Origin of the sequence: Paenarthrobacter sp. NPDC090520 (assembly GCF_044769205.1) — a bacterium.
Lineage (GTDB): Bacteria > Actinomycetota > Actinomycetes > Actinomycetales > Micrococcaceae > Arthrobacter.
On the sequence record NZ_JBIVXM010000007.1, the window covers coordinates 227,305 to 242,770 of the forward strand.

The window sequence follows — 15,466 nt, forward strand, 5'->3', positions numbered from 1 at the left end:
TATGCGTGACTCTCCCAGCTGATTCCGCCCAGACTCCTTCTGCCGCCGTGGCCGATCCCTGGAAACCCGTGCTGATCCGTGCTGCTGTGGCGCTCGTGTTTGGGGTGGTCACGGCATTCTGGAGCAGCCCCTCGGTTGAGGTTCTTGCCTGGGCCGCGGGCCTCTATCTCGTTGCGACCGCTGCGGCCGTGTGGATGTGGCGCGCGTTGCCTGTGTTTGTTCCGGTGGTGATCGCGCTGGCAGGAGTTGCCGCGCTGGTGACCCAATCGGACGCCGGAGTGGCGCTCTCGGCGATTGTGGCATTGCTCGTCCTCGGCGCTTCCGAACTGACCCGCGGTGTGATGAAGCGGGACGGGCTCGCCCGGGATTGGCTCATTTCCGGGGTGATCGCTGTGGGTACGGCGATCGCGCTGCCGTTCTTCATTTCGCTTGGCGCGCACGCCCTGCTGGGCGTTGCCGGCGGCGGGGCCATCATTACCGGCGTGTTGTGGATCCTGTCCGGCCTGACCTTGCGCCACGATGCCCGGACCGCTTCACCGGCGTCTGTGCCGGGCGCTTCGCCCGAGGCCGTAAACTAGTAGTTGGACGTTCTACTCGTTGTAGAACTTTTGCAACCGGCGGGGAGCCGAACAGGCCCGCCATCATTGGAGGAATGACCGTGGCAGACCAGACACCAGGAGAACCGCGCAAGATGCGGACCTCGGTCAAGGGACCGCTCGTTTTCTCCGCATTCTTTGCCGTCCTGGCCTTTATTGCCGTGCTGATTTTCGCTTCCGGCGGCAGCGCGCACACGCCCCGCTTCGATCTCGCTTTTACCGGCGCGGGTATCGCGTTCATCGTGAGCCTCGTGGTCGCGGCCATGCTGTCCATGAGCTACAAGGAAAATGCCGAACACCTCGGAAAGGGCTCCGGCGTCAACCTCAGTTCCAAGCGTCCGCACGGAGGACACGCGTCGCCGGACTCGCCTGACGAGCCTGAAAAGCACGACGGCGGCCACTAGCTTCCAGCGCTTCTCCACCTGGGTGGGGGAGCGCTTTTTGTTTGTGATCAGCCACGGTGCGGGGTGGGCCCTGGGGTAGTGTGGTCCGAACCGTGGTGTCTACTTTGGGGGAATAATGGCTTCTTGGCGGGATTCGGTATCGCAGGCGGCACAGGACGATCTGGACCAATTGCTCAATTTGGCTCTGCCATTCGCGGAGCAATGCCTGACCAAGTACGGCGAGTTCTTTCCCTTCAGCATTGCGATTGGCGTTGATGGTGAGCCGATATTCATCGCGACCGAGTCGAGCATGGAGGAGCAGCCGCAATCCAACGATGTCATCGCGGAAAGCTATGAGGCGCTGGCGGCCCAGCGAGACAGCATTCGTGCGGCAGTGGTGGTTTCCGACGTGCGGCTGCGCGAGCAAGACTCCGACGCTGTGTACATCGCTACTGAGCACGCCGAGGGGCTTGGCTTGGGACTCTATCAGCCGTATACGCTCGTGCCCGGCGGGGATGTTGAGCTAGGGGACATGTCTTTGGTTGCCGGGGAGCGGGTCATCTGGCCGGAAGGTTAGTGGGGGCGACTGCCTACTCGCCTTCGGCGGCTTTCCTGGCCCGGTACGCTGCCACGTGCGTACGGTTGGCGCAGTTGCCGGTGTCGCAATAGAGCTTGGAGCGGTTGCGGCTGAGGTCCAGGACCACGGCGTCGCAGTCTTCCGCGGCACACACGCGCATCCGGTCCATTTCCTTGCTGCGGATCACGTCGATGATGGCCATGGCGGCTTCCGTGCCCATGCGGTCGGCCAGCGGAGCTTCGGGCGTGGTGGCGTGGAGGTGCCAATCCCATTGGTCGTGCTTGGCCAGTTGGGGGAGTGCCTTTGCGTCGGCGAGGAGCTTGTTCACGGACTTCGCAGCGGTGTCCTCGTCGGCGGTCCACAAGGCGGCCAGTTCGCTGCGCAGCCGCTTGACGCTGCGCAGTTCTGCGGCGGTCTTGGTCCGCGAGCCTGAAAATCCCTCGGTGTCGAGGAAAGCGTCGAGCTCGTCCATGGTTGCCAACGATTCGTCGCCATTGGCCGCGGTGTTGATCAGATTGACGACGCTGCGGAGCGCCACCTCGGTGTCAGGCGCAAAAAGCACTTTGACTCCTTACATCATTCGGGGGTACTGTCATGACCATAAGCCCACTTTACTCCTGACAGGAGGCTGCTGTGTCAGCAACAAAGACGATGGCTGATGCAAAAGGATTCCTGGCATCGGGACTCGGCATCGCCGTGATTTCCTCGGCAGTCTTCGGTACTTCCGGCGCGTTTGCGAAGTCGATGCTCGAAACCGGGTGGTCACCGGGTGCGGCGGTTGCCGTGCGCCTGACTGGTGCCGCGCTCATCTTGGCGATTCCCGCCGTCGTGGTTCTTCGCGGGCGCTGGCACCAACTTAAGGACAACTGGCTCACTATCCTGCTCTTCGGCCTCATTGGCGTAGCCGGCTGCCAGCTCTTCTACTTCAACGCGGTGGCGCGGTTGTCCGTGGGTGTCGCGTTGCTGCTGGAGTACCTGGCGCCGGTGATGATCGTGTTGTGGCTGTGGATCTCAAGCCGCCGCAGGCCACGGGCACTGACTTCCCTTGGCGCTTTGCTGTCATTGGGCGGTCTGGTGCTGGTTCTGGACCTGACTGGCTCAGTCAAAGTGGACTTCATCGGCGTGCTCTGGGGAATGGCTGCGGCCGTGTGCTTGGTGATCTACTTTTTCATTACGGCCAAAGAGAACGACACCCTCCCGCCACTCGTCCTCGCCTCCGGTGGCTTGGTGGTTGGCGCAGCCGTCATGTGGTTGGTTGGCGCCATAGGCCTGTTGCCGATGACGTTCAGCACGGCCAACACGTCGCTGGGGCCATGGACAACGCCGTGGTGGGTTTCGGCTGCCGGGCTGATCATCCTGGCGACGGTCCTCGCCTACGTTTCGGGCATCATGGCCGCGCGAAGTCTCGGATCCAAGGTGGCCTCGTTCGTTTCGCTGACCGAAGTGTTGTTCGCCGTCCTGTGGGCCTGGCTGCTGCTCGGAGAGTTGCCCGGCCCGATCCAGTTGATGGGTGGCGTGCTGATCGTCGGGGGCGTGGTCCTGGTGCGCGTCGACGAACTGCGCGGCGACCGGCGAAGTGCGGATGCCGCTGCCGCCCGGGTTTTGGATCACGCGAACGACGTCGAACCAGTCCCTTCGGGGCCGGTCGCCGAGGTGCGCCGCAACTGACGCGGTGTAGGACCCGCTCTGCGTTCCATTTTTGGGGGATGGGACGCAAAGCGGGCCCACAGCGGAGTTAAAGGCGAAAGGCCCGGACGCCGTAGCGTCCGGGCCTTTTCCAACTGTCTTAGTTGGAAGCCTGCTGCTGCTGCTCAGCGTTCTTCGTAGCGCGTGAACCGGCGTCGCGAAGAGCGTCAGCAACCTTCTTGAGGCTGGAAGCGTGGTGGCTGTCCCACTCGCTGCGGAACTTGTCAGCGTCCGGGCCCTTCCAGTCGGTGCCGTCCAGGGCACCCTTCAGCTGAGAGCGCTGCTGCTCGATGGTCTCGGCACCGGCCTTCAGCTTGTTACCGAGCTGGCGAAGCTGATCAACGTCTGCACCCCAAATAGCCATGAGATATCTCCTTCTTTTTTCGGACCCGAGCTCTTCGGCATCCCCAGCGGCCTCCGGCTCATCCGGAAGATCCATGACTAAAACCTATCCCGGGAATCCAAGGACCGTCGATGGGCACCCCTCCCCATGGAGGACTGCCCATAGTTAGCATGGGGTTATGTGCCGCAATATCAGGACCCTTCATAACTTCGAACCCCGTGCCACGTCCGCCGAAGTGGAGGCCGCCGCGCTGCAGTACGTGCGCAAGATCAGCGGAGCCACCAAGCCATCCAAGGCCAATGAGGAAGCTTTCGCGGAGGCGGTCCACGAGATCGCCCACATCACGCAACACTTGCTCGATTCGCTGGTGAGCCATGCTCCGGCGAAGAACCGTGAAGAGGAAGCCGCCAAGGCCCGGGCAAGGTCGGCCGTGCGGTTCGGAACGGCCTAGTTCAAGCATTGGTATCTCCAAGTAGCTGGCAGTTGTCGTTGTTCTGGGGCTCAGAACAACAACAACCGACAGTAAGTTGGGGTTACTTGCCGAAGGACCGGAGCCTCAGCGAGTTGGCGACAACCAGCACCGAGCTCGCAGCCATCGCCGCGCCCGCGATCATCGGGTTCAGGAGTCCCAGTGCGGCCACCGGGATTCCGATCGCGTTGTAGAAGAAGGCCCAGAACAAGTTGGTCTTGATGGTGGACAGCGTCTTGCGGGACAGCTCGATCGCTTGGACCAGTTGGTTCAAGTCGCTACCCATCACGGTCAGGTCCGAGGCTTCGATGGCTACGTCCGTGCCCGACCCCATGGCAATCCCGAGATCGGATTGCGCCAGGGCAGCTGCGTCATTGACGCCATCGCCCGCCATGGCAACAGTCGCGCCTTTCTCCTGCAGCTTCCGTACCGCGTCAACCTTGCCTTCGGGCAAGACTCCGGCGAAGACGTCCTCAGATGAAATTCCGACGGCGGCAGCCACTTGGGCGGCGACGGCGGCATTGTCTCCCGTCAGGAGCATAGGGCGAATGCCGAGTTCCTTCAGCTTCCTGATGGCATCGGTCGAACCGGGCTTGATAGTGTCGCGCAAGCTGACGATTCCAGCAGGCCGTCCGTCGACGGCAACCCAGATGGCTGTCGATCCGCCATTTTCCTGTTCCCTGAGCGCTTCCCTGTGCGAGGCCTCCAGGGTTACTCCGTTTTCCTCAAGCCAACCGGAACGACCCACCACGACGGTCATGACTGTGCCGTGCAGCGCGACCGTACCCCGGACTCCGCCGCCCGGTGCCGAGCTGAAGTTGGCCACGGATGGCAGGTTGACGGCGTCGGGCAATGCATCCATCGCCGCCCCCGCAATGGCGTGGGCGATGGGGTGCTCAGACGCGGCCTCGACGGCGCCGGCAAGAGTGAGGACATCCTGTGAGTCATGTCCGTTGAGTGCCGCCGTGTGGTCCACGGCGAGTTTGCCGCTGGTGACCGTGCCGGTCTTGTCCAAGAGGATGGTATCGACGTGCCGTGTGTCCTCGAGGACCTGCGGACCCTTGATCAGGATGCCGAGCTGCGCGCCGCGACCGGTGCCCGTGAGCAGTCCTACGGGTGTGGCCAGGCCGAGCGCACAGGGGCAGGCGATCACCAGAACGGCCACTGCTGCCGTGAACGATGCATTGAGGTCGCCGGAGAAGAACAGCCACAGCACGAAGGTGATGAACGCGATGAGCAGGACGATTGGCACGAAGACCGCGCTGATCCGGTCAGCCAGCCGGGCGATGGGTGCCTTGCCGGTCTGGGCTTGGCTGACCAAGCGACCCATCTGGGCAAGCGTGGTGTCTGCGCCAACACGGGTGGCGCGCACGAGCAGGCGGCCGGAGGTGTTGATGGTTGCGCCGGTTACTTTGCTGCCGGGGCCCACCTCCACAGGTACTGACTCCCCGGTGACAAGGGAAGCATCGACGGCGGAGGCGCCGTCCGTGACCATGCCGTCGGTGGCGATCTTCTCCCCCGGGCGGACGACAAAGACGTCGTCAACCAACAGCTGGTCGGCAGGTATCTTCTGCTCCCGTCCGTCCACCAGGACAGTGGCGTCCTTCGCGCCGAGGTTCAGCAGGGCCTTCAGGGCGTTCCCGGCCTTCGCCTTCGCATTCGCCTCGAGGTAGCGGCCCAAGAGAAGGAACGTGGTGACCACAGCGGCGACTTCGAAGTAGAGCCCGCCGGACATGCCTTCCATGCCGGGATGCTCGGTCATCCGTGGATCTGCCACCAACTGCCAGGCAGAGTAGGCGTAGGCCGCGATCACGCCGATGGAGACCAGCGTGTCCATGGTGGATGCGACATGCCGTGCATTGATGGCTGCTGCTTTATGGAACGGCCACGCAGCCCAGCTCACCACCGGCAACGCCAGCGCGGCAGCCACCCAGCCCCAGTTGGGGAACTGGAGGGCGGGAATCATCGAGATGGCGAAAACGGGGACCGTAAGGATGGCTGCCAAGTACAGGCGCGGCCGCAGAATCGAGGCGGCAGGCCCATGGTCCATGTGGTTCTCGTGTTCGGCATGGGTTTCGTGTTCGGCGTGCGAGGACTCGCTGGCGCCGTCATCCGGGTGCCCGGTGTGGTGATGGGCATGCGGGGCAGGGGGTTGGCGGACGGTGGCCTTGTAGCCCGTGGCGTTGACAGTGTCTACGAGTTGTTGATCCGTGACGGTCGACGGGACGGTGACATGGGCTGATTCCAGGGGAAGGTTGACGGTGGCCTCGACGCCCTCAAGCTTGCCGAGTTTCCGTTCCACTCGATTGACACATGAGGCACAGGTCATGCCCTCGATGTCGAGTTCAACCACCCGGGTTTCGGGTTGGTTGAAGATCTCCTGGTTGGTCAAAGGAACTCCTAGGCTTCGTTGGCTACCACCACGTAGCCGGCTTCTGCGACAGCTTCGCCAATTTCAGACGGCGAGAGTTCGCTGGTGGAGGTGATGGTCACGGTGGACAGGCCACCGGGGTTGAGGTCTACCGAGACCTCTTCGACGCCGCTGAGGGCCTCCAGTTCTTCACTCACGCTGGAGATGCAATGCCCGCACGTCATGCCCGAAACGTTGACGTTGGTGGTGATGGTTTGGCTCATGATGCGCTCCTTGGTGGTGAGTTGAATGGCGTGGTGTGTGCTTGAGGGGTTACCGCAACAGGCGCCCGATGGCATCGGTGGCCTCCTTCACTTTGGCGTCGATCTGTTCGGCGCGTGCATCCGGATCCGGCTCGGAGGCGGCACCGACGACGCAGTGGCCGATGTGCTCTTCGACGAGGCCCAGGCTCACCGCGTGCAGCGCCTTGGTGGCAGCAGCCACCTGCGTGAGGATGTCGATGCAGTACTTGTCCTCCTCGACCATCCGGGCAATGCCACGGACTTGGCCTTCAATCCGTTTGAGGCGGCGGAGGTAGGCGTCTTTGTTGCTGGTATAGCCGTGCGGAGTTGCCGTCTCCAGCTCAACCTCGACGGTCGGCAGATTCGGGTTCCCGTGGTTCAGGTCTACCGTGCTCATGAACCCAAACTATACCCATAGGGGGTATATCGCAAGTACCCCCAGGGGGTATCTCTGTGATCTCCGGCAATGGGTCCACGCCACCATCCGGACCGAATGCCTGGACTCGCTGCGGGCGTGGCGGCGGCGCCTGGTGTGCGAGGCTGGAAGCGCGGCTACGGAGCCGAACAATACGCCAGAGCGGGATAGGAAACTTAGTGGCTACTGAAGGCAAGGATGCCCTGAGCGCATCGCCGGGACAGGGTGGAGGACGGGCGGCTGTCCGGACGGCATCGAGGGTGGGCGCATCATGAGCGCTGATCCGGCGGCGTACTTCCGGGCCAAGTTGGAACTCGAAATCGACGTCATGGACGTGGCCGACGCCGAGCCGGGCTCCCTGGTGGTGGTGGACACCCGCCGGCAGTCATCGTGGGACCACGGACATATTCCCGGAGCGGTACATCTTCCAACCGCACAGATTCCCGAGCTCGCAGGCCGCCTGGTCCCGCCCGGGTCGCGGGTGGTGGTGTACTCCTGGGGGCCGGGGTGCAACGGCAGCACGTTCGCAGCGCTCGCCTTCGCGGAGTTGGGATATTCGGTGAAGGAAATGATCGGCGGCATCGAGTACTGGATCAGGAACGGACTCCCCGTGGAAACGGCGGCCGGCCTTCGCGCGGAGTACCCCGATCCCTTGGTGACGGCCCATGCCGGGTGAGTATCGCCGTCGTGCATTAATAGTGATGCACATCACATAAATCTGAGCGTGAGGATCCGGTCCCCAGTCTCGTCTTCCTTGTAACGGCGCAAACAGGCGCCCACGAACACGAGGAGTGAAGTGCCATGACCATCCAGACGCACACCCCGGCAGACGTCCCCGCCAAGAACGGCAAGGAGTCCGCTGCCAAAGCACCCCAGTTCAAAGGCAAGGACGGCCGCGGGCTCACCACCGTTGCTGACGGCGTAGTAGCCAAGATCGCAGGCATCGCCATCCAGGAGATCGACGGCGTCCACGCCCTGGGTGGCGGCGCAGCCCGTGCGATCGGCACTCTGCGCGAGAAGGTCGGCCAGAAGGACCTGACGCAGGGCGTCAGCGTCGAGGTCGGCCAAACGCAAGTGGCAGTAGACGTCACACTTGTTGTGGAATACCCGCACCCCCTCCAGGAAGTGGCGGACAACGCGCGGGACGCCGTATACACCGCAATCGAGGACCTGGTGGGCATGGAAGTCACCGAGGTCAACGTCACCATTACGGACATCCACGTGCCGAGCGACGACGACTCGGATGGCGCCGACCATGAGCCGAGGGTCGCGTGAGCCCCACGGTAACCGGCCTGGCGGCCGGCGCCGTCCTGGCAGTGGTGGCCTTGTCCTTCGGCCTGGTCACGGCCCTGTTCATGGCAGTGGGCGCTGCCGTGGGCAGGGCGGCGGAGGGAAGGCTTGACCTCGCCGGAGTACTGGACGCGCTGCGCGGCAAACGCTCCTCATCATGAGCGGCGGGACCGGGACTGTGACCGGCGTACGCGCAGGCCACACCAGGATCACCCACGCGGCACTCCGCAAAACCCTGGAGGCCGTTACGGCACAGGCATTCCACGTCAGCCCCAGTGCTGTGGGCGCGGAACTGGAGGATGACCGCGGCCTCTTGGGCGTGAAAGTGACAGTGAAGTTGGCACCGCCACCGCTTCGGTCCCTGCAGGGAGGTCCCACGGTCTTCGAGCAGGCCCAGCGCGCACGGACGGCCATCGCGGTTCGGGGCTTCGCCCTCACCGGGATGCGGCTGGGCAGGGTGGACATCAGGCTCACGGCTGCCAAGCGTGCCCCGAGGCCGGAAGGAAGGGTTCAATGAGTCACGTCCGAACCATCAAGAGGGTGCTGCGCAGGGAAACCCATTCATCCAGGGCGCTGGTCTCCATCGTCGTGGCAACGCTGCTCGCGCTGGCGTTTCTCTGGGCCGCGGCAGAAACGGTCCTGTGGATTCTGAAGGACCGGCCCTTGCTGGCTGATCCTCCCCGGGTGGGGGACTGGTTGGTCCAGCTCCCCGCAACAACCATCCCGGGCGCCTTGGGGGCGTCCGGGGTTGGGGTTTCACTGCTGGGCGTGCTGGTCCTGGTCGCTGCTGCAGCCCCCGGGCGGAAAGCCCGGAGGTCCCTCGACAGCGACCGCAGCGCCATCGTCGTCGACGACCAACTCATTGCGGCGGCTTTGTCCCGGCGGTGCCGGCTGGAAGCGGGACTCGCGCCAGGACAGGTGACCACCACCGTAGGCGCCCGTTCAGTGCGGGTGGTGGTGCGTCCGACGTCGGGCGTTCCACTCGAAGCGGAGGTACTGAAAGCAGCGGTCGACGGCGAACTGGCCGCCTTGGGACTGAAGCGGCGGGTTTCGTCATCGGTGCGCATAGTGGACGAAGGGGTGGTTGGCCAATGAGGAACACGAACAGGGCACTGAACAGGTTGGTCCTGGGCGTTCTGGGGCTGCTCCTGGTGATTCTGGGAGCGGCGGTTTTCGCGGCAGGCCAATTGCCCTCTGCTGCAACCACGTGGACCTCAACGGGCACCCGCGCCACCGAGCAGGCACGCCAGCTCCTGGAGTCCGCGCCGCTGGCCGGACCTCTCCGTAGTTGGTGGCTGGTGGCAGGGATCGCAGCGCTGCTCTTCTGCGCCGCTCTGTGCTTGGCATGGATTTCGCGCCAAGGCGGTGGACATACCCCGGTGATGGGCAGGCAATCGGACGGTATTGACGGAACCACGGTCATTGACTCCGGCCTGGTTTCGCTCGCAGTCCAGGAAGCACTCGCGGACCACAGGCAAGTTCTCACAACGTCGGTAACGGCTTGGGAATCGCGGCGTGGAACCATGCTGCGGTTGGCGATCGAAGCCCGGCAAGGAGCATCTCCGCGGGAACTGGCGGACACAGCCGAGGAGTTGGTCAAGGAAATCGACGCCTGGAGGGGCCATCCGATGCCGGTGCTGGTGCGAATCACCAACGGTAACAGGAGCAGCCTGGCCAAAAGCCGGCGGACCACATGACGTTTCAAGGGTTATCGCGAAGCCTCCCCGGGCTTCGCGGAAGCCAGGGAGGGAAGGAGTTGCGTGACAGACGCACAACGGGCCCAGCATCCGTTGGACCTGGTTCCGGACGCCATTCTTGCCGGTCGGGCCGCCGATGGTGACACGGCAGCTTTTGAGGCCTTGGCCCGCAGGCATGGACCACTGATGCGCGCCAGCGCCCGCCGACTGACCGGATCCTGGGCCGATGCTGACGACGTGGTCCAGGAATCGTTGGTCCAGGCATGGAAGCAACTGGAAAACCTGCGGGACCCGTCCACGGTGAGGAGTTGGCTGCTCAGGATCGTGGGCAGTCGAGGCGTGGACTACCTGCGCAAGCGCAGGAACCACGCACCCTTGGAAACGTCGGAGCCCCAGGCACCCCGGCTCACCCCGCAGGACCCGGAACCGGCAGCTCTCAACGGTTCCGGGGTGGAAGCCCTGAAAGCAGCCCTCGCCGCCTTGCCCGAGGAACAACGGCGATGTTGGGTGCTCAAGGAGTTCAACGACCAAAGCTACGAGGAGATCGCCGAGACCTTGAACATCAGCCCTGCCAGCGTCCGTGGCCGGCTCGCCCGGGCACGCGTCACCCTTGCACGCAGAATGGAGGAATGGCGATGAACACGTCCCCCGACACCCTGGAATGCGGCCATTCCCTGGCGGAGCTGAGCGCCTACCTGGACACAGGCGCTTTCAGCGATCCAGGACACCTGGAGACGTGCCCGGAATGCCAAGCAGGTTTGGCCACCCTCCGCCGCCTTTCCGGCTTCGCAGGAGAACTGGTGCATGCGGACATAGCCGAGGCAGGCTCTGGCACCGACGACTGGATGCAGTCCATCTTGTCCAACCTGCGCCTGGAGCTTCGGCCTGGCCGGACCATCCCCATGCCTTCGGACAACCCGGCGGATGTCCTGTCGGAGACAGAAGGTGCGGTGACCGCACTCATCCGCTCTGTAGTGGACGCCATCCCGGGCACGGCCGCAGGGAAGTGCCACCTCCTGGGCGACGTCACGGATACGGGGGCCGGAATCACCGTCACCGTGGACATCGCGGTGGTGTACGGCCACCACCTGGAGGAACGGGCAACCCAGGTCCGCGAAGCCCTGGCAGAGACTCTGCGGACGCAGACCGAAATGAACATCACCGGGATCGACGTGACCATCACGGACGTCCTGGACCCAGGCCCGGATTTCGGGAACCCGCGCGAGGAGCAGTCATGACGGAACCAGTGGCACGTGCGCTCGCCGAGGAACTGACGCAGGTTGTCCAGGCTGTGGATGGCGTCAGCGCGCTCTTCCCCGCACGGCCGTTGTGGCAATCACTTGCCGGTGCTGCCATCCAGGCAGTGACGGGGGAGGCCCAGCCCTTGGTGGGCCTTTCGGAGAATCCGGACGGGGTCTCCGTCAAAGTACGTATCGGTGTTGGGGCGAGCCACCCCGCTCCGGCCGTGGCCCGGAAAGTAGCCGAAGCAATCAGGAGCTGCCTCCAGGAGCCAGCTGCCGTCGTCGAGGTTTCCGTGGTGAAGATCGAGGGCTAGCCGAACAGCACCGCAGCCTCCTCATAGCGGTGCTGAGGCACCACCTTGAGTTTGCCGAGGGCCTCATCGAAGCCAACCTGGCGGATGTCCGTGCCCTTCAAGGCGACCATGGATCCCCAGCGGCCTTCCACTACGGAATGCACGGCGGCCATGCCCAAACGGGTGGCCAGGACGCGGTCGAACGCGGAGGGGACGCCGCCGCGCTGGATGTGGCCCAGGATGGTGGTCCTGGTTTCGATCCCGGTCAGGGCCTCGATCTCCGGGGCGAGCTGGTCCGCGATGCCGCCCATCCGGGGACGGCCGAACGTGTCCAGCCCGCGCTCCGAGTGCGGGGTTTCAAGATGGTCGGGTACGAAGCCCTCGGCCACCACCACCAGCGGTGCGCGGCCACGGGCGCGGGCCTCCTTGACCCATTGGCCGATCTGCTCCACGCTGACCTTCTGCTCGGGAATCAGGATGGCATGCGCGCCAGCGGCCATGCCTGCGTGCAGGGCGATCCAGCCGACGTGGCGGCCCATGACCTCCGCGATCATGCAGCGGTGGTGGGACTCGCCGGTGGTCCGCAGCCGGTCCATGGCTTCTGTGGCGATGTGCACGGCGGTATCGAAACCAAAGCTGTAATCGGTGGCGTCGAGATCGTTGTCCACGGTCTTGGGCACGCCAACGATCTTCAGTCCGGCGTCCGTGAGGCGCTTTGCTGCCGCGAGGGTGCCCTCGCCGCCGATCGCGATGATCGCGTCGATGCCCAGCCGCTCCATGTGGGCCTTAATGACATCCGGTCCGCCGCCGTTTTCGAACGGATTGGTGCGCGAGGTGCCCAGGATGGTGCCGCCTTGCTTGGCGATCCCCCGGACCATGGCACGGGGGATATCAATGACATCCCCCTCCACCACACCGCGCCAGCCGTCGCGGAATCCCACGAATTCGTGCCCTTGGATGGCGATGCCCTTGAGGACCGCGCCCCGGATCACTGCATTCAATCCGGGGCAGTCGCCACCGCTGGTCAGGATTCCAATCTTCATGAGCCCACAGCCGCCAGCACCGACATGGCTTCTTCCACCACATTCGCCGCAGGGAACGACGGCCGGTTCACGCCCGCCATCTCCTCCATGACACGTACCACCTGGCAGCTGTAGCCGAACTCGTTGTCGTACCAGACGTAGAGGACCAGGTTCTTGTCAGTGGAAATGGTGGCCAGGCCATCGACGATGCCCGTGTGGCGGGAGCCGACAAAATCGGTGGAGACCACTTCCGGCGAATCCATGTAATCGATCTGCTGCCGCAGGTCCGAATGGAGGGCCATCTCGCGCAGATACGTATTGACCTCGTCCTTGGTGGTGCCGCGTTCAAGGTTCAGGTTCAGGATGGCCATGGAAACGTCAGGCGTCGGAACCCGGATGGAGCTGCCCGTGAGCTTGCCCTGCAGTTCGGGGAGAGCCTTGGCCACGGCCTTGGCGGCGCCCGTCTCGGTGATCACCATGTTCAGGGCTGCAGACCGGCCACGACGGTCGCCCTTGTGGAAGTTGTCAATGAGGTTCTGGTCATTGGTGAACGAGTGCACGGTTTCCACGTGTCCGTGGATGACACCGTACTTGTCGTTGATCGCCTGCAGGATCGGGGTGATGGCATTCGTGGTGCAGGATGCGGCGGTGACAATCCGGTCCTGGTCGGTGATGTCACCGTGGTTGATGCCGTGCACGATGTTCTTGAGATCGCCCTTGCCCGGTGCGGTCAGCAGGACCCGGGCCGCGCCCTTGCTGAGCAGGTGCTGCGAGAGCCCTTCGGCATCCCGCCAGCGACCGGTGTTGTCCACGACCAGCGCGTCCTTGATGCCATACGCGGTGTAGTCGATGGTGGCCGGATCGTCCGAATAGATCACCTGGATCCGGACGCCGTTGGCGGTGATGGTGTTGGCCTCGGTGTCCACCTTGATGGATCCTTCGAAAGAGCCGTGGACGGAGTCGCGGCGAAGCAGGCTGGCGCGCTTGGTGAGATCGTTGTCCGCGCCCTTGCGGACAACGATCGCACGGAGCCGCAGGCCATGGCCGCCACCGGCCTGCTCCACAAGGATGCGCGTCAGCAGACGCCCAATGCGGCCAAAACCATAAAGTACGACGTCGGTGCTGGCGCCGGCGTTGGTGCCCCGCTTGCCGACCACTCCAGCCAGTTCGGTCCGAAGGAAGTCCCCAAGGGAGGCTCCGTTGCCCTTCTCCTTGTACTTCTGGTTCAGGCGGGCGATGTCTATGGCTGCCGAGCCGAGCTGCAATTCAGCAAGGGCATTGAGCAGGGGAGCAGTCTCTTCGAGGAGGAGCTCTTCCTTGCTGATCCGGCGGGCAAAGCGGTGGGCCTTGAGGATGCTCATGGTGGACTTGTTCACCAGGCTGCGGCCGTGGATGCTGGTCACCACGTTGTTTTCGCGGTAGAGCCGGCCAATCACCGGAATCATCGCTTCAGCAAGGGCCTCCCGGCCCATCCACGTTGCAAGACACGTATCTGAGGTTTGCATCGGACTGCCTTTCCAGAAGAGGGGTCGGTAGGTTTTGCTTCCAGCCTCCGGGATGCTTCAGGGGCTTAGCATCCATCGTCCGTCCCGGACCAGGTTCCGGAAACGCTAATTCGGGATGGTTTTAACCACTCTTTAGGGTGGGCGCTGCGTGGTGCTGGCCGGTGGTTTGGGTGGTGGTGGTTTAGGTGGTCATGGTGGCGAACATGAGGGCCATGGTGGTGGCGCCGGCGGCTTCGAGGCCGTGTTCGGTGCGGGTGTTTGTGGGGTGGTGGTGGGTGTGGGTGGTTTGGGTGCGGTGGCGTAGGAGGAGGATGAGGAAGGTGGTGGCTGCTGCGGCGAAGGCGATGGTGAGGAGGGTGGCCAGGGCGGGGGTGTTCTGGAAGACCGACGCGGTGCCGGTTCCTGTGGTGGTGGCGTGGTGGGTGTGGGCTGCTGCTGCCGGGGTGCTGCCCGTTGTTGCCTGGGTGTTGGTGGTGGTGTGGTTGGTCATCATGGCGATCATGATGGCTGCTGCTGCCATGGTGGCGGCGTGGTAGGTGCATTTGAGCCGGCCGGTGGTGCCTGAGCAGAAGGTGCGGTAGTGGGGGCGGGCGACGGCTTGGATGGTGAACCAGAGCGCGGCGGCGGCCAGGATGAGGATTTGGGCGAGCGTGGTTGCGGGGGCGGCGTTCCAGAGCATCGCTGCCATGAGCAGGTGCATGAGGGCGTGCAGGCCCTGGTTGGTCCGGTCGGCCCAACTGGGTCGCAGTTGTGCGCGTTTTGAGTGCTGAAAACGCGCACTACTGCGACCCAGTTGGGTACCTCGGCCCGCTCGGCCAGGGTCGGTGCGGGGGCGGCCCGCTCGGCCCGTGTGGGCGGGGCGGAGGGTTTGGATGGTGTGCCAGGCTCCGCTGGCCAGCAGCACCACGGTCAACGCCCAGGTCATGGCAGGGATAGCGAACACACTCATCACGCTCTCAATACGAAGTTAAGTGGATTCGGTCCCCGATGCGGCTAGCAACAGCACCGGGGACCGAAGTCTTTTTAGGGAAAGGTTCGGTTCCCGGTACTGCTGGAGGCCGCACCGGGAACCGGGGTGGAAGGCAGGTTTGCACCGGCCCGGGTTTTGGACCCTTGTGAGGCCGCGGGAGCACCGTTGTTGTGGTGCTCCCGCGGGTCACAGTGGCTTCTTCGGGGACCCTTTACTCTCCGGTCTTGCAGCAGCTGTCACCTGTTTGGGTGGTGCTGGTGGTGGTGGGGAGGTTGAGGGTGGGGTTTTGGTTGAAGAAGCCGTGGGGTTCGAGCATGAAGCCGATGT

Annotated in this window: 22 protein-coding genes; 14 read left to right on the forward strand and 8 right to left on the reverse strand. The window is 64.1% G+C overall.

Annotation, left to right across the window (positions count from 1 at the left end):
• Positions 1-5: 5 nt before the first annotated feature.
• The 3 genes from ACIQTZ_RS11450 (at position 6) to ACIQTZ_RS11460 (ending at position 1,556) form a co-directional block, all read left to right on the forward strand.
• The gene (locus tag ACIQTZ_RS11450) at positions 6-578 is read left to right on the forward strand and encodes a hypothetical protein (protein ID WP_397324114.1); all 573 of its coding nucleotides are present in this window, start codon (positions 6-8) and stop codon (positions 576-578) included.
• Positions 579-652: 74 nt separating this feature from the next.
• On the forward strand, positions 653-1,000 hold the full coding sequence (locus ACIQTZ_RS11455; RefSeq protein WP_397324113.1) for a hypothetical protein: 348 nt from the start codon (positions 653-655) through the stop codon (positions 998-1,000).
• 115 nt (positions 1,001-1,115) lie between these two features.
• Positions 1,116-1,556, forward strand: a complete 441-nt coding sequence (locus ACIQTZ_RS11460) for a hypothetical protein (RefSeq protein ID WP_402980501.1) — start codon at positions 1,116-1,118, stop codon at positions 1,554-1,556.
• A 13-nt stretch (positions 1,557-1,569) separates the two neighbouring features.
• Here the strand turns inward: ACIQTZ_RS11460 and ACIQTZ_RS11465 are convergent, their stop codons facing one another.
• Entirely contained in the window at positions 1,570-2,118 is a 549-nt protein-coding gene (locus ACIQTZ_RS11465) for a CGNR zinc finger domain-containing protein (RefSeq protein WP_402980504.1), read from the reverse strand.
• Positions 2,119-2,189: 71 nt separating this feature from the next.
• Here ACIQTZ_RS11465 and ACIQTZ_RS11470 point away from each other — a divergent pair, with 71 nt between their 5' ends.
• Complete coding sequence (locus ACIQTZ_RS11470) at positions 2,190-3,224, forward strand: EamA family transporter (protein ID WP_402980507.1); 1,035 nt, start codon at positions 2,190-2,192, stop codon at positions 3,222-3,224.
• Positions 3,225-3,342: 118 nt separating this feature from the next.
• Here the strand turns inward: ACIQTZ_RS11470 and ACIQTZ_RS11475 are convergent, their stop codons facing one another.
• Positions 3,343-3,606 carry a WXG100 family type VII secretion target gene (locus ACIQTZ_RS11475; protein WP_397324108.1) on the reverse strand — a complete coding sequence of 88 codons (264 nt, stop codon included), beginning with the start codon at positions 3,604-3,606 and terminating at the stop codon, positions 3,343-3,345.
• A gap of 157 nt (positions 3,607-3,763) precedes the next feature.
• Here ACIQTZ_RS11475 and ACIQTZ_RS11480 point away from each other — a divergent pair, with 157 nt between their 5' ends.
• Positions 3,764-4,036 (forward strand): DUF2277 domain-containing protein, encoded by a 273-nt coding sequence (locus ACIQTZ_RS11480; RefSeq protein WP_397324107.1) that lies wholly within the window; start codon positions 3,764-3,766, stop codon positions 4,034-4,036.
• 82 nt (positions 4,037-4,118) lie between these two features.
• On the opposite strand, the gene ACIQTZ_RS11485 is transcribed toward ACIQTZ_RS11480, so the two are convergent.
• From ACIQTZ_RS11485 to ACIQTZ_RS11495, 3 genes are read right to left on the reverse strand one after another with little or no spacing between them, the layout of a single operon-like run.
• The gene (locus tag ACIQTZ_RS11485) at positions 4,119-6,446 is read right to left on the reverse strand and encodes a heavy metal translocating P-type ATPase (RefSeq protein WP_402980510.1); all 2,328 of its coding nucleotides are present in this window, start codon (positions 6,444-6,446) and stop codon (positions 4,119-4,121) included.
• A gap of 8 nt (positions 6,447-6,454) precedes the next feature.
• Positions 6,455-6,688, reverse strand: a complete 234-nt coding sequence (locus ACIQTZ_RS11490; RefSeq protein ID WP_397324105.1) for a heavy-metal-associated domain-containing protein — start codon at positions 6,686-6,688, stop codon at positions 6,455-6,457.
• Between the two features lie 49 nt (positions 6,689-6,737).
• Positions 6,738-7,103, reverse strand: coding sequence for a metal-sensitive transcriptional regulator (locus ACIQTZ_RS11495; RefSeq protein WP_397324104.1), 366 nt, complete (start codon positions 7,101-7,103; stop codon positions 6,738-6,740).
• 289 nt (positions 7,104-7,392) lie between these two features.
• Here ACIQTZ_RS11495 and ACIQTZ_RS11500 point away from each other — a divergent pair, with 289 nt between their 5' ends.
• The 9 genes from ACIQTZ_RS11500 (at position 7,393) to ACIQTZ_RS11540 (ending at position 11,663) form a co-directional block, all read left to right on the forward strand.
• Positions 7,393-7,797 carry a rhodanese-like domain-containing protein gene (locus tag ACIQTZ_RS11500; protein ID WP_400335049.1) on the forward strand — a complete coding sequence of 135 codons (405 nt, stop codon included), beginning with the start codon at positions 7,393-7,395 and terminating at the stop codon, positions 7,795-7,797.
• A gap of 125 nt (positions 7,798-7,922) precedes the next feature.
• Positions 7,923-8,396 carry an Asp23/Gls24 family envelope stress response protein gene (locus ACIQTZ_RS11505; protein WP_397324099.1) on the forward strand — a complete coding sequence of 158 codons (474 nt, stop codon included), beginning with the start codon at positions 7,923-7,925 and terminating at the stop codon, positions 8,394-8,396.
• Positions 8,393-8,572, forward strand: coding sequence for a hypothetical protein (locus ACIQTZ_RS11510; protein WP_402980514.1), 180 nt, complete (start codon positions 8,393-8,395; stop codon positions 8,570-8,572). The genes ACIQTZ_RS11505 and ACIQTZ_RS11510 overlap by 4 nt, the downstream gene beginning before the upstream one ends.
• Positions 8,569-8,928, forward strand: coding sequence for a hypothetical protein (locus ACIQTZ_RS11515; protein ID WP_402980517.1), 360 nt, complete (start codon positions 8,569-8,571; stop codon positions 8,926-8,928). The genes ACIQTZ_RS11510 and ACIQTZ_RS11515 overlap by 4 nt, the downstream gene beginning before the upstream one ends.
• Positions 8,925-9,506: a hypothetical protein gene (locus ACIQTZ_RS11520; RefSeq protein WP_402980520.1), complete on the forward strand. Its 582-nt coding sequence runs from the start codon at positions 8,925-8,927 to the stop codon at positions 9,504-9,506. Before ACIQTZ_RS11515 ends, ACIQTZ_RS11520 begins: the two co-directional genes overlap by 4 nt.
• Positions 9,503-10,108, forward strand: coding sequence for a hypothetical protein (locus tag ACIQTZ_RS11525; protein ID WP_402980523.1), 606 nt, complete (start codon positions 9,503-9,505; stop codon positions 10,106-10,108). The genes ACIQTZ_RS11520 and ACIQTZ_RS11525 overlap by 4 nt, the downstream gene beginning before the upstream one ends.
• Positions 10,109-10,171: 63 nt before the next feature.
• The gene (locus tag ACIQTZ_RS11530; protein ID WP_402980526.1) at positions 10,172-10,747 is read left to right on the forward strand and encodes an RNA polymerase sigma factor; all 576 of its coding nucleotides are present in this window, start codon (positions 10,172-10,174) and stop codon (positions 10,745-10,747) included.
• Positions 10,744-11,346 (forward strand): Asp23/Gls24 family envelope stress response protein, encoded by a 603-nt coding sequence (locus tag ACIQTZ_RS11535; RefSeq protein WP_402980529.1) that lies wholly within the window; start codon positions 10,744-10,746, stop codon positions 11,344-11,346. Before ACIQTZ_RS11530 ends, ACIQTZ_RS11535 begins: the two co-directional genes overlap by 4 nt.
• Positions 11,343-11,663 carry a hypothetical protein gene (locus tag ACIQTZ_RS11540; RefSeq protein WP_397324091.1) on the forward strand — a complete coding sequence of 107 codons (321 nt, stop codon included), beginning with the start codon at positions 11,343-11,345 and terminating at the stop codon, positions 11,661-11,663. The genes ACIQTZ_RS11535 and ACIQTZ_RS11540 overlap by 4 nt, the downstream gene beginning before the upstream one ends.
• Here the strand turns inward: ACIQTZ_RS11540 and ACIQTZ_RS11545 are convergent.
• From ACIQTZ_RS11545 to ACIQTZ_RS11555, 3 genes are all read right to left on the reverse strand, one after another.
• The gene (locus ACIQTZ_RS11545) at positions 11,660-12,685 is read right to left on the reverse strand and encodes an ATP-dependent 6-phosphofructokinase (RefSeq protein WP_402980533.1); all 1,026 of its coding nucleotides are present in this window, start codon (positions 12,683-12,685) and stop codon (positions 11,660-11,662) included. The two genes, ACIQTZ_RS11540 and ACIQTZ_RS11545, sit on opposite strands and share 4 nt — an antisense overlap.
• A complete protein-coding gene (locus ACIQTZ_RS11550) occupies positions 12,682-14,169 on the reverse strand; it encodes a glyceraldehyde-3-phosphate dehydrogenase (protein ID WP_402980536.1) in 1,488 nt (495 codons plus the stop codon). Before ACIQTZ_RS11550 ends, ACIQTZ_RS11545 begins: the two co-directional genes overlap by 4 nt.
• A 181-nt stretch (positions 14,170-14,350) precedes the next feature.
• Positions 14,351-15,118 carry a DUF5134 domain-containing protein gene (locus ACIQTZ_RS11555; protein ID WP_402980539.1) on the reverse strand — a complete coding sequence of 256 codons (768 nt, stop codon included), beginning with the start codon at positions 15,116-15,118 and terminating at the stop codon, positions 14,351-14,353.
• Positions 15,119-15,466: the final 348 nt, after the last annotated feature.